Annotated in this window: 6 protein-coding genes; 3 read left to right on the top strand and 3 right to left on the bottom strand. The window is 41.0% G+C overall.

Going from position 1 to position 15000, the window contains the following annotated elements; translation table 11 throughout:
- Positions 1–242: 242 nt before the first annotated feature.
- Positions 243–3098, bottom strand: a complete 2856-nt coding sequence (locus LHW48_11015) for a T9SS type A sorting domain-containing protein (protein ID MCB5260977.1) — start codon at positions 3096–3098, stop codon at positions 243–245.
- Positions 3099–3783: 685 nt separating this feature from the next.
- Between LHW48_11015 and LHW48_11020 the strand changes: the two genes are divergently transcribed.
- Positions 3784–8418, top strand: a complete 4635-nt coding sequence (locus LHW48_11020) for a choice-of-anchor D domain-containing protein (GenBank protein MCB5260978.1) — start codon at positions 3784–3786, stop codon at positions 8416–8418.
- A 621-nt stretch (positions 8419–9039) separates the two neighbouring features.
- Positions 9040–9549 (top strand): hypothetical protein, encoded by a 510-nt coding sequence (locus LHW48_11025; protein MCB5260979.1) that lies wholly within the window; start codon positions 9040–9042, stop codon positions 9547–9549.
- 36 nt (positions 9550–9585) lie between these two features.
- On the opposite strand, the gene LHW48_11030 is transcribed toward LHW48_11025, so the two are convergent.
- Positions 9586–12756, bottom strand: coding sequence for a DEAD/DEAH box helicase (locus tag LHW48_11030; protein ID MCB5260980.1), 3171 nt, complete (start codon positions 12754–12756; stop codon positions 9586–9588).
- A gap of 217 nt (positions 12757–12973) precedes the next feature.
- On the opposite strand from LHW48_11030, the gene LHW48_11035 reads away from it, so the two are divergent.
- Positions 12974–14647, top strand: a complete 1674-nt coding sequence (locus tag LHW48_11035) for a cell shape-determining protein (GenBank protein MCB5260981.1) — start codon at positions 12974–12976, stop codon at positions 14645–14647.
- 177 nt (positions 14648–14824) lie between these two features.
- Here the strand turns inward: LHW48_11035 and LHW48_11040 are convergent, their stop codons facing one another.
- Positions 14825–14965, bottom strand: coding sequence for a hypothetical protein (locus LHW48_11040; protein ID MCB5260982.1), 141 nt, complete (start codon positions 14963–14965; stop codon positions 14825–14827).
- Between the last annotated feature and the right edge of the window lie 35 nt (positions 14966–15000).

Consider the following 15000-nt stretch of genomic DNA (forward strand, 5'->3'; position numbering starts at 1 on the left):
CTTCCGGGAAAAAACCTGAAACCGCCAATATAGAATCTGCCTCACTCATGGTAATGTCGAACGCAAGGTTAAATAAACCGCGCTGTGCAAATAATCCTGCAAAGAGCATCAAGCCGAACAGGATAAGTATTATCTTTTTCAATTTATCCACCTTTAACTGGCTATGTAATTATGTTTTGGACACTCTTTATCCCTCGCAGATGTCGTCAACAAAAAAAACAGTATGAATAGCCAAAACCATGCTATTTTAGTAGCGTTATCCTACGTTTTACGCTCTGATCAGCAGTTCTTAGCTCTAAGATGTAAACACCTCCGGCGAGCTTTGATGCATTGTAATTGATAGTATTTTTACCCTTAGGATACGATCCGGTTGCGATTATGTCAATTTTCTGTCCTTTAATATTGAAGATAGAGAGTTCAGCTTGCTCTTCCTGAGGTAAAACGAATGATATATTTGTATGAGGATTGAAGGGATTGGGATAGTTGTGTATATCAATTCTGGTTACGGCGTGGATCAAATCGTCGTTTGAAGTTTCCAGAAGCTCTGGTAGTAACATTTGCATTAACTCTCGTACCCCCTCTTGCTGCATAAAGTATAACGGAAAACCAAAGTAATTAAGGTTTCCGCTACGGAATGCCAAACTCATTCCTTCACCAGCGCTTCCTTCAACAAAGACACCCTCATACAATTGAGTAATATCTCCACTAAAACTATTGATCATAGGCAACATACCGTTCCAGATAGATATTAACTTTTCTGCATCTACTTCAAGCTGTGGATAACTATCGCTTTCTGCACTTATCAAGCACGCCTGATTATCGTAGTACACATTCAAATCGCTTATAAAGCGCTGCCAAAACACTTCGGAAAGAACAGTGGCAGATTTCCATCCAGATACGATAAGCTTGCCATTACCAAACAAGTAGCTGCTAAGTAGTTCTTGTGCGTTATTTATCTGGTTTGTGGCAAAATCGTCATCATGCCAGATAACTACTTTGTAAGATCCCAAAACATCCAATCCGGGTAATCCATCTGCAGCAATATCCCATAAATCGGCTGTGTATGGCAAAATTACGTCATTATAAAAATCATCTACCATAATGTCGTTGGGATTTGCACTGCTTCCATTGCCATCTCGGCTTTCATCCACAATAAGAATATCTTGAGCGAAACTGAAGTTCACGGGTTGAACTGAAGCCGGTAAAGAACTCAAGCTTTGATATCCATCAATATCAATTGACCGGATGGCGTATTCATATATGTGTCCATCAGTTACGCTAAAATCTGTATAGCTAAGTTCTGTAATAGGAGAAGTATTTACCTGTTGCCAGGCTTCCATCTGATCTTCTCTGCGGAAAATATTGTAAGCAATGGCATTGGGAAACTCATTCCAGCCGAGAACAACACTGGCGTTTGCAGAAAGACAGGTATTGAGCTCCGGTAAACTGGTGTTAAGATTGCTTAGAAGTGTCCAGTGATTGTGATTAGCATTCACATCTAGAGGTTCTGAGGCATCTGCAAATATATTTGCATGCCCTTCGGGACTTGCTACAATCAATACAGAATCCGTTTCGGTAGCATAGACAATTTGGAATGGGATATCTACTTCAAACTGTGTGGTTGTACTGGAACTGCTTGTAGCTATCACTTTTAACTGGTTTGTTTCTGCTTTGTAAAACACTCCATATTCTACACTGGGAATTCCACTTCCATAAATCCATTGTTCAAAGAACTGATCCAAATCTAGCCCGCTAATATCTTCGGCAAGAGCTTTGAACTCTTCGGTTATGGCATTGCCGTGCTTGAAGCTCTGGAAATAAGTCTGCAAAAGCTCAAAGAAGAGATCATTTCCCATTTTAAGACGCAACATGTGTAACACACTTGCGGCTTTTTCGTATGAAGGCGGAGCAAAGTAATTGGAAAATGCCGGATCGTATATCGTGCTGGGACCATGATTATTTACCCAGCTTAGGTAGTATTGATGGTAACTGTTTTGCACATAATCACATGCGGCTTGCCATCCGGCAGCCATATCTGTCCATAAATGTTCTCCGTAGGTGGCAAATCCTTCCGATAACCACACATCATTGAAATCTAAGAAACTAACTGCATTACCAAACCATTGATGCACCAATTCGTGAGCAATCGTTAGTTCGTGGGTTCCATTACCGTCGATTATAAAATTACCAAGAGTAGTCATGGTTTGATGTTCCATTGCCGCAAAAGTACTCATATTTACCGTGGCATTTCCATACTTCTCGAAAGGGTATTCACCAAAAAGTTCTGAATAGTAATCTATCATATCTGGTAAATTGGCAAGATCTAAAAGGGCATTGTTATATTGAGATGGGCTTACGAAATTCAGAATCGGCAATTCTCCCTGTAGGGCGGTTTGAGAGATTTCCATATAATCTGCGGCTGTAATGCAGGCAAGATATGTTGTCATGGGATTCTGTCCGCGCCAAGTAGTGGTTGCCGTTCCATCACCATTGTTTACGATACTTTCTCTTAAACCGTTTGCCGCTACCTTCCAATCGTCCCTCATGGTGATGATGAGATCAATAATTGCCTTATCCCACGGATGATCGTAGCAGGGCCACCAATATCGAGCCGCATCTGGATCGGAAACAGTAAAGATGCTATTAGTTCTGAAATACATGCCCACATTGTAGGGAGCACCAGATAGCTGAGGACTGCCCGCATAATATATTTTGGTGCTAAACACTTCTCCCGCTTGCACATTTAACGGAATATTTACTATACCTAGGGTGTGATCGTGGGATATAAGTACACCATTTACTTCCACAGAGCTTACCTCCAAACCCTCCAAATTGTAAGATATGCCCTGTAAGTCTGTTTCTGCTAATACTTCTGCCAATACATACCCACAAACATAGTTAGGATCTTGTTCTATGCTTAGAGTTATAGTGTATTTCTGTACGTCAAAACCGGTCTCAATTTCAGCTTTATTCACGCTTTGATAAGCTCCGCTGTAGTTGGCATCGTATCTTCGATACTTTTTAATGTCTTGGTACGGATTTGCTGCCAGAGTACCGCCAAGCAAAAGAAAAATCAGGAGAACGTATTGGGTTTTCATAATATACTCCGCTATTCAAAGTCTTCCAGTTAGTTACAGATGCAGAATTTATTCCATTTAACGATAAAGAATTACAACTATAGCAGAGTTAATCAAAACCCATTCGCCTTGCTTATAAATCGACTAATTCTCGCGTAAAAGCCTGCAGAAATTGGGTTATTAAGTTTTGTTAATTGAAACAAAAGAACTATGCCAATCATCTTTTTTTTTTATTGACAAATAACGGACATCTGCCAAGTGTAACATACAAAAACACATATTAAACAATACAGAACAGGTTAAGTTCTAGCTTGCAAAGTATTATGCCTTAACATCAACAATGTTCCGAGGCTGATTATTCCTATGGTATCTTGGTTCTTTGGATTTTTGAGGAGAAAGAATGGATTATTACCCAGATATTTTGACCCGAACCTTTATTAATAGAAAGTCTACACGAGATATTGAGCACAAACAAGAGTGTTTCTTGGCGTGAATCTGTCCATCGTTTCTCGCAAAGTTCATCTCGAACTATTTCTTGAATTCTGCAAAAAATACTATCATTGGACTTCTGCAAAACATTCAATCTTCGTATTTTGTCTTTGCAATCGCTTAGCGAATGCAGTAAACAGTTTCTTTTCGCATTTGAAGGGCTGCATGTGTTGTGCAGCCATACATTACACTCACTCTTAACAAGGAAATAAACATTATGAAAAAATCGATTTTATTAATGCTTTTACTGAGTTCTATCTTGAGTATTGCCTATGCAGAAAGCATTATTTTCAACGATTCTACCAGCGGTAGCGATAGTGCTCCGACAGTTGTATCAATAACAACTTCGGGGCTACCCGACGGAGCTGTAATTACAAGTACTCAGATCACCCTGACCTTCGGAACCTTAAGCTATGTCGGCAATTGGTATGACGCAGATATTATTGTTAACGGCACAGACTATACTGAAGTCGGCTGGTTGGATAACGCAGTTTACAATGATCTAAATGATCTTGGTCCCAATGGACTTGTAGTTACAGCGACTTCAGTGGATTCTGACTCTTACTCCGACAATATTACCTTAAGTCTTTCCGTAGAAATATTTTATACTCCTCCAGCGGGAACACCGGATCCAGCATCAAATCCCAACCCGGCAGAAAATGCTATAGATGTAGCACTAAATGGCAACTTAACTTGGAATTTCGGCGTTGATACCGAAGCATACGATTTGTGGTTTGGTCCTACCGGAAGCATGACTCAAGTGGTAGATGGAGTTAGTGCAGCTCTAAGCGGATCTTATGCCTATTCTGACTTATCAAACGATACTCAATACTCTTGGAGGGTAGATACCATAAATATCAGTTCCGGTGTTACAACTTCCGGTACTGAATGGAGCTTCAGAACAATACTGCCAGAAGGGCTTGTTCAGATTGGCTCTGGCACAACAGATCTGGACTTGCCTTTGAATACCTATTATGGCTATAATTACTCTCAAATGTTATATCTGCAAAGTGAGATAGGCGTGGCTAACAAAAGAATTGAGAAGCTCTATGTCAACTGGAATGGATATGAGACTGGAGAAGATTATAAGGACTGGACAATCTACCTCGGTCATACCGATAAATCTTCTTTCGCCAATAGCAGTGATTGGGTATCGGTTGCCAACATGTCACAAGTATTCAGTGGTGAGATCACCATTCCTGCAACAACCGGTTGGATTGAGATTCTCTTAGACACTCCCTTTGCCTATAACAACACCGACAATCTGGTGGTAGCAATCAATGAAACAACATCGGGTTACGGAAGCAGTTCAGCGTATTTCTATAACACAGGCTTTGCAACAAACAGAGGTTTACGTTTGCGAAACGATAGTTCAGCATACAATCCCGCTTCTCCTGGAGCCGGAACCTTAGTAGCTGGAGTTGCGAATATCAGGATGCTTTTTGGAGATATGCCCATAGAACCTTTATTTGCATACAGTCCTACTACTTTGTTGTTCCCCACAACCAAAGTCGGGGAACTATCTGTAACACAGAATGTAACAATCTCCAATACTGGCGGCGGAACATTATACTATTCGGATCTGAGCTTCAGTATCAGTGGTAACAATCCCACCGATTTTAGTTATGACACATCAAACCTGCAGGATCTGGAGACTGGGCAAAGCTTCACTCTGCCCGTTAGCTTTAATCCCCAGAGTGACGGACAACTAACCGCTAATCTGGTTATTAGCTATGCCGGAGACGATTACGTAGTTGATTTAAGTGGTTACGCTTATCCCACTACGTACCTTATCGAAGATTTTGAAGGATCGGCTTTCCCGCCTACAGGTTGGGCAAATCCTGGTTCTTGGGGCACCAGCACTTATACATACTACACCGGCACTAAGGCGGCTTACAAAAGTGGTAGCTCCTCTACTCAGTACATCCTTTCCACTCCCAAACTTTATTTATCTGACGGTGGAACCTTGTCATTCATGGCACGGATAACTTCCACAACATCCCCTTTGGATATTGTTTACTCCACAGATAGAGTTACCTGGACAAAACTTGGTGAATCAATTCTGGCAGAAAGCGCAAACTCATGGTTTCATGTGATTGCAAATCTTAGCGAAGTTTCTGCCAAAACCACCAATTTTTACCTTGGGTTCCGCACAATGACTTATTCTTCCTACTATATAGACGAGGTTGTTATGCCTCCCCTTGCTCAAGAAGCACCTGATGCGGTTACTCTTACCACTCCGACCAATGCCTCTTCTAACGTGAGCATTATGCCTACCCTGAGCTGGACTCCTTCTTCATTAGGAGGGATTGCATCATCTTATGACATATATCTGGAAGCAACTGATAGCCCTGAAGATCCAGATGCTGATCCTCATACACTATTAACCAATGTGACTACAACCTCATATACTTTGGAAACAGTATTAGATTATTCCACTAGCTATATATGGAAAGTAGTGGCAAAGAATTCCTATGGAGAATCTGAAAACAACGTGGTGTTTAATTTCTCTACGATAGCCGATCCTACTGTTTACGTAACAGCAGAAAATCCTTGGTTAGTTGATTTTGGTACATCCAGCGAAGATTGGCCAGTAGCAAACTGGAGCCAGATTAGCGGAGTATATCCCATTCCAAATGGAACCCTTTCCCGTTGGATTCAAGACGATTGGCTAAATGCAACCAGTCCAGTGAACAAATCCGCCAAAATCAACATCTATGGCACTACTTGTTATTATTGGCTGTTAAGTCCACCCATCAACATCCCCACAACCGGCTACGAATTGAAATTTGATCTTGGGTTAACAGACTATGCCAATTCTAATCCCATAGAGGATCCTACCTCTCAACTCGATGACAAATTCATTGTAGCAATGAGCAACAACCCCAATATGAGTAACCCAGTGCTGCTCCGTGAGTGGAATAACAGCGGTTCCGATGATGTTTTCAATGAGATTCCAAATACTGGAACTACAATCACTATTCCACTTACAGAAATCAGTGGCACAATCTACTTTGCTTTCTACGGAGAATCTACTCTGTCCAATGGCGATAACGATCTCTTTGTAGATAACGTTATAGTCCGTGTACCTCCAACTACTCCCACTTTCTCTATCAGTCCGGAATCTATGGATTATGGTTTGGTAAATCTGAGTACGAACAAAGCTAAGGTTTTCACCATTACCAATACCGGTGTTGGCACTCTGATGATTGACAATGCAGACGTCACCATTACCGGAGATAACACTGATCAATTTACTCTAAGCCCCATCGCCGAAAATATTAGCCTGGATGCAGGACAATCCACCGAAATTACAATTACTTTCAGCCCAACAAGCGAAGGCGAGAAATCTGCCATTCTCAACATTGTGGATAACATTGCCGCCACAAAGATTGGGCAAAAATCCGGAGCGAAACTATCCCACCAAATCATGTTAACAGGTGAGGGTTACGATGCCAATATCTCAAGCTTCCCCTGGAGAGAAGGCTTTGAAGATGCCTTCCCGCCTTTAGATTGGGCAAACAGCAACTGGGAATGGAGTAGTTATGGTGGAGCCCACACAGGAAGTGAGTTTGCCTACAGCAATCTTAGTGGCTCTCTGCTCACTACTCCGCCAATAGCAGTCCCTGCTACCGGTGAATATCAATTTGAATTCTGGTACAGAGCCGAAAGCACAAGCTATCCTCAAGATATGAATGTTTACATCAATATAGATGGAGAGAATGTGGTAGAGCCTATTATCACTATCGAAGATGCTGCAAACACTACCTATCAGAAAGCTGTATTTAGCTTATTACCCTATGTCGGCAATACTGTTATTTTCACATTAAATGGATTGTATGGTTCTGGGGGTTACAGCTATGGTATCTGCGTGGACGATGTTGGCGTTGTAGAAGCTTTCGATTATCCTGCGGACGAACCCGTTACTATTGGTGATGGCGAAAACACTATAGTTGTAACGGTAAGCAACGGCTCTGCCAATAACGATCCGGAAGGCGAAATCCCTCCCATAAACAATAGTGCTTTTACTCCGACAAACAGCTTTGTATTGCAACTAATCGGCTCTGGTCCATGGACTGTTACGATAGAAACCGACGCTCCTTGGGGCGCATACTATCGCAGTGGTCATTGGCATGCCGAAGAAGCTATAGAAGGAATCGTAACTTTCAATGTAGAGCCCAGCAAGGATATTAACATGCCCATAATCCTTGGTGATCAGAACCCTACTCTACCGGTTACTCTCGCTAGTTTCTCAGCAGTTCTTACTTCGGATCTGAATGTTAAAATATCTTGGATGGCAGAATCGGAAGTAAACCACTCTGGCTACAATATCCTTCGTAATGAAATTGATGATCTTGATACAGCAATGCTGGTAAACGACGAGCTATTCAGGGATGGTATCCAGACGGGTACTCAAGTGAAATACACTTACACCGATACCGAAGTATATCTTAACGCAACATACTATTATTGGCTTGAAAGCATCAGCTTAAACGGCGTTAGCGAATACTTTGGTCCTCTAAACGTGCTCATCAATTCCGGTTCCGAAGAACCCGATGCGCCGCAGATTCCCTTGGAAACTGCTTTGATGACGGCATACCCCAATCCGTTTAACCCTAGCACCAACATTCGTTATAGTATGAAAATTGCCGGAGATGTTCGCATAGACATCTTCAACGTAAAAGGACAATTGATGCGTAGTTTCTCACATCATCACAACCTTCCGGGATACTATTCCGTTACTTGGGATGGACGTGATGACAAGAATAACACAGTTGGTACCGGATTGTATTTCTACCGGATGACCAGCGATCAGTATCGTGCAACCAAAAAGATGGTACTTTCCAAATAAATAAGTAACATATCCTATAGCCCCCAGTTTTTACGCTGGGGGCTTTTTCTGCACTTTTCATAAAAGCTTTGCCTAATCTGGATAAAGAGTTCTCGCCATTGTATGAAAAGACCGATGAATAATCTGGGCATGGGATAAAGCACCATACTACAAGGGTGGTAGGTGGGCGCATAACTACGATCAGAAAAAGCCCACCAAACCAATATCTCGTGCATAAAAATCTGCGATATTTAGATGTGCAGCTGTATCATGAAGTTGTTGAAGAAGATATATTGGACATTCTTTGTCTCATTCTACCTTGATACTTCACGCAATAACTAAGAAGGGTTTATCTGGAGATTCTCCCGCTCAAACAGGAGTATGACAGCTTAAAGCATAGCTAAATCTATGTTAATACATGCGGCTGTCTTCAACCTTTTGTTTATTCTAATCTATCTCAATTCAAACTATACATACCGACAAAACAAGAATAATAATCCGTGTTTGCATCAAAGTCTACATCCAACCAGTTCAAGGTAAAACTCAGCTTATCTCAATTCAAACATATATCCTAAGAAAATTGGCAATATCTTTGAATATGCTTATATTATCAAACAAATGATGTGTTAGTGAGGAGAAATCATGGCAGAAAGAAACGATAAATCGCGGGTAAAATATTACATTGTAGCAGCATTAATATTGATAATTGTAGCGGCAATCCTAATTGTGCCCCGCTGGAATGCCTATCAGAACAACAGACGTGCCAAAGAAGTTCGTGATGCTGTGGAAGCACTGCATCTGTATGTAGATAATTATTGGAGAACACATGGTAGTGCCAGCGGTTTTGAACTGGATACAGCACTTGTGGAAATAGGCATGAAACCCAGCGTGATAGCCAACTGGAATTTTGCCGTAGCTTGGAAATCTTCCGTTATCTATACTACTCAAATGGTGGATAAGCTTAAGAATGTAGATGAGAACAACTATGTGTACGTGGCTCCCTACAAGCTTATTATGGCAGTTGCAACAGCTAAGAACCCTGTGGGTGAAGGGCGCAAGTTATGGTTTGATGGAGATGCAAATAGCTATCATGGTTTTGGCGCAGATGAACAGATTGAACCAGATTGGGCAAGGATATTTCCAAATCCCTAAGAAGAATATTGCAAAATAAGCAATTAAGAATTTCTACTAATAAGCAAAAAGTTGTTTTAACTCTTCCAAACTCATTGTTTTTAGAACACCGCTACCACCTTCAACAACTTCGTTGAAAAGATCAATTTTATTCTGTTGTAAAGAAAGGATTTTCTCTTCTACCGTAGCCTTGGTAATAAGTCTGAATACTTGTACCTTTTTTGTTTGACCAATGCGGTGACTACGGTCTATAGCTTGATTTTCTACCATCGGGTTCCACCAAGGATCATAAAGAATAACGGTATCCGCAGAGGTAAGATTAAGCCCCGTACCCCCAGTTTTGAGGCTTATTAGAAAAAGGCGGATGTCTTTGGAGCTTTCGAAATCTTGAACCGCTTTGGCACGATCTTTTGTTTTACCATCTAAATAACTGTATGAAATGCCAAGCTTATCAAAAACCTTTCTCATGATCTTTAACATCTGCACAAATTGAGAAAAAACCAGAATCTTATGACCGGAAGAAATGGAATCTTGCACCAATTCAACTAACATCTCCAGTTTAGCTGATAGAGCGGGCTCCGGTAGAATGTCTCCATTGGCCAAGTGGGGATGGTTACATACCTGACGTAACTTTGTAAGAGCTGCAAGGATATGCACATAACTAATTGTTTCTGAAGACGTGGGCATTAGCTTGCGCTGAACAGTATCCAAGATTTGAAGATACAACTTTTCTTGTAACGGATTCATCTTGCACCACGATACCTGCTCTTGCTTATCTGGTAATTCTAAAAGTACTTCCTTTTTGATGCGCCGCAAAAGAAATGGAGCACAAAGCTTGTGTAGTGAAGCGTTATTGTCTCGATCGATCTCCTGGGTTAAGTACTTGCTTTTAAAAGATTTCACGCTTCCCAGATAACCTGGCATCAAGAAATCCATAATGCTCCAAAGCTCGGTTATATTATTCTCTATGGGGGTGCCAGAGAGTGCCATCCGATATGATGAATTGAGCTTTTTAATCGCAAATGTTCTTTGCGCAGATACATTCTTAATGTTTTGCGCCTCATCCAATATCAACCAGTCAAAATGCATCGTTTTTAAAATGCTAAAATCGCTAAGAACCATAGAATAACTAATGATAAAAAGCTTTATATTGGGGTTTTGCAGCAATTCAACCCGTGAGGGTTTAGCGCCTTCCACTATTGCGTAGGGAATGTTTGTATGAAACTTCTCGATCTCAGCTGCCCAGTTGTAGAGTAAGGTTTTGGGGCATATCACCATGCTCGCTCCACCTTCAACGTTGGCGGCAACCATAGCTAGGGCTTGAATGGTTTTTCCCAAGCCCATTTCGTCGGCAAGAATCCCATTGAAATGGTAATGCTTCAGCATATTAAGCCAGGCAACTCCTGCTTTTTGGTATCCACGCAAAATTGTATGTAAATACGATGGCAACTCAGGGTTTCGCTTCAATCTTCGAGCTTGAAGATCTTCAAACATTGACTCTATATATTCATCACCCAATATCCTGATTGCTGGATTCTCCTCCCTAAGCCGCTGATAATAAGGTAAATTTAGTACTCGGGTGCGATACACATCATCATTGGCTTTTTTGCTGCGCTTTAATAAACGATCAATTTCGCTAAAAACGCCAGGATTGCCAATGAAGTATATTCTGCCATCCTCAGTATGAAGAAACTCTTCCTGAGACCGGAAGTATTTGGCAAGTTCGTCGTGGCTGAATCTTAGATCTTTGTATCGGTATTCCACTTCGTAACTAAACCAATCAATATCTTCATGGCGTTGCACTCTAAGTTCTGCTTCCAGATGAATCTTGGCAATAAACCTTCTGCTCAAAGCTTCATCAATTTCTAGTTCCCATTCTTGCTCATCCAAACTGAATACGGCTTTTTGCAGCTCGCTAAAATCCTTTTCCAAATATACTAATTGGGAGTTTTGTTCCAGTTCGTTAATCTGAGGAATCGGCAAAGTATTCAGCAATTTGCGTGCCTTTAGATGCAATTCCGGAGAAAGGTAAAACCACATCTTGTCGTTTTCATTACCCCCCCTATATTTGCTGTATACCAGAGGTTTTGCATATTTTAGCGCTGCTATGGGCAGTTCGTATACTTCATCATAAACCCAATAACCTTCTATTAGGATATCTTCTCCCATTTCTCGAATATAAAGTCTGCCCTGCGGCTGAGAATCCATAACCAACGGAAGTTCAATAGATTCATCGAAATCCAAATATATGTTCTGCAGAGCCAACTCTCGATGTACTATGCTTCGATAATATGGCAAATCCGTATCCTCTATTTGCATCTTGTGTGCGAAAATATCATCAATAACAATCTGCGTAAAAGGTAACCAAACCTTGTGGACTACATTGCGAAAGAAAAGCCAGCTTGGATAGCCTGCATACCAGGCAGAAAGCTCATCTACAACCACAGGAATAAGATTGTAACCCTTTTTCCCAAGCTTTTCAATTCGCAATGCAAGGGAGTAAGGCTGAGAGGCAAAGCTAAGTGCCTCACCAGTTTCCCTTACAAATATGCAACCCTGAAGATGCTCCATCCTAGCAAGTAGTATGGGAAACAAGCTTTTGGGAAGACTCCAATATCCATGTTTGGCGCTATATGAAAGTCCAAAACCCACAACAAACTCAAAAAATGCTAATTGGTATTGGCTAAAAACACTGATATTGTTTGTTACATTCTTAGGCACTTCGTTATTGCCCTTCAGCAGTTTAGTAATTCCAACCACATCCACTTTTTCCAGACCATGATGGTAGATGCGAATCTTTGATGTTTCGAGATTGTAGATACCCTCAAAATAGAGTTTTAATTCATGTGTGGCGTTTATCCAACGAATATTGCCACGCAAACAGTCCGAATCGCAAGTTTGCACCATTTCTTCTTTGAGAATATCATCTGAAATGAAGTTGTATGCATATCGTAGTAAGGACAGATAGTGGCGACACGATTCTTCCTGGCCACATTCAGCACATTTATAGCTTATAATCCTCCTCTCTTGTGGGTTATATAAAACTTCAACCCAAGCACTGAAATACTCTCGTTTGTTTATGCTGGGATAGAACCTCATCACTACATTTGCGGATTCATCTTTAGTATACCAATACCAAAGATCCCCCTCCTCGAGCAGGATAACCGCATGATTGAAGTACCAGCTATTGGATTTGTCGTGGTAATCTTTGCTGAAAAGACGAGCCATTGTGCGTCCTTTTATGTTAATCTGGTATTAAGGACTCTTGTACATGTTTTTTGTCAATGTATTTGTTTGCATTTTTGGATATGGATTGTTTACCGACACTGCTTTATGGCACTAATAGAGAGGTGTTAAGCCCATAATAGTGAAAGTACCCAGAAATGGATTGACAGATCTATGTGACTATTATTATTAACAAATCATTAAGCATTGAGGTGTCGTCATGAGAGAAGCAAATGCCCCTAAAGGTGCCTACATCAAACTTGATCTGAATAAGATTCATTTTAAAGTATGGTTTGCAGTTTTGCTAAGCTTGTTGTTTACTGCCTATTTATTCTACTTTCACTTGCCTGTACTAAATCTACGATTTATGGGATGGATTTTTGCCCTTGCATTTGTATTATTACCACTGTGGGGTATTAGTAAACTGCGGAAAGTCTTGACGGGCTTGTACATATTACTACTAGTTTTGTGTTTTATCTTACCCATTTATTCCAGCCCCATATTCCATGCTTCAAGATATCGCAATCTCATCACAAATATAGAGGAAAACAGCTTTGAAAACATGGTTTCACCCATCGATATGTCCAGAGTGCCCATTATCGATGAAGCGTTTGCCGCATCTCTAGCAGAAAAGAAACTGGGAGAGGATTTTGCCCTGGGTAGCAGAGTGGTTTTAGGTACTCCCACAATCCAAATGGTACAAGGAAAGCTCTATTGGGTGGTTCCCCTTCTTCATAGTGGTTTCTTCAAATGGTTGGCAAATATAAATAACGGAACTCCTGGTTATATCATGGTTTCAGCTACCAATTCTCAAGATATTCGTTTCATTAGAGAAGTAAATGGAAAACCCCTAAATATACGCTATCAGCGAAATGCATTCTTCAATCAAGACCTATCCCGCCATATGTACCTTTCCGGAATAACCGGAGTAGCCATGGCGGGAGACACATTCGAGCTTGATGATAACGGCGAACCATATTGGACTATTACGCTATACTCACGAAAGATAGGCATCCGCGGCAATGAAGCATTAGGATTGGTTACTGTTCATGCCTGTACCGGGGATATTAAGTACTATCCACTAATCCAAACCGAAAATGGCTTTAGCGATGAATTGATACCTGATTGGGTAGATCGTGTACAGCCCTCTTACTTTGTTATCCCTCAGTTAAACTGGTGGGGCAAATACGTTCGCGGTTTTTGGAACACTATGTTTGGGAAAAGAGATATGCTTAACACAACTGCTGGATACAACGTGATCTATGGTGAAGACGGACGAAGCTATTTTTATACTGGTATGTCCAGCGTTGGCTCCGATGAAGGAACAGTTGGCTTTGTCCTCACGAATACTCGCAATAAAAAGACGTCACTTTATCTTATATCGGGCGCAACAGAATATGCTGCCATGCGCTCAGCACAGGGCAAAGTACAGCAGTTCAAATATTACGCCACCTTCCCGATTTTGGTGAATCTGGATGGCATCCCCACCTATTTCATGACTCTCAAAGATGCCGCGGGTTTGGTTAAAATGTATTGTTTTGTCTCGGTTAGCGATTTTTCCCTAGTAGGAGTGGGAGAAACAGTTAAAAGCGCTCGGGAAAGTTATCAGATTAATCTCGCCACATCAAGAAGCGTAAACATTAATGATAGCAGATTAATTGTCAGCACTGCAACAGGAAGTATTACGCGAATAGCCAGCGATATAAAGGACGGTCGCAGCTATTATTACTTCTCCATAAGCAACAAACCCAATCTTGTTTTTGTGGCAACCAGCAACCTCAGCTCTTACCTACCCCTCAGCAAAGAAGGTGATGAGGTAAGCTTAAAATACGTAGATAACAAGTCCATAGAAATAAATATAAATGGGTTTACAAATCACAGTCTGGAAGAGTAAGATATAAGCAATATATCACTTCCTCACTTAATTAGCACAAATAGAGATTGTATGAACTGAAAAGGTTTGATAATCTGCTAGCCTATTGCGTTTTGATAACCATACATAAGTGAAGACCGTTGCACATCCATATAGAGCAGAATTTTTATACATGAGATCTCGGTTTGGCGGGCTTTTTTAATCGTAGCTATGCCCATCCATCACCATTGTAGTATGGGGATCTGCCTCATGCACCGATTGTTCAACGGTTTTTATAGATAGTTTAGTCTCTTTGATGATATGGCTTTGCTTATCCATCAAGCCTATGATATAAGACAAAGATTCTCGCTACGATTAATCTGATCTTCCTCGCC

The organism is Candidatus Cloacimonadota bacterium, assembly GCA_020532355.1.
In the GTDB taxonomy this organism is placed as follows: Bacteria; Cloacimonadota; Cloacimonadia; order Cloacimonadales; family Cloacimonadaceae; genus UBA5456.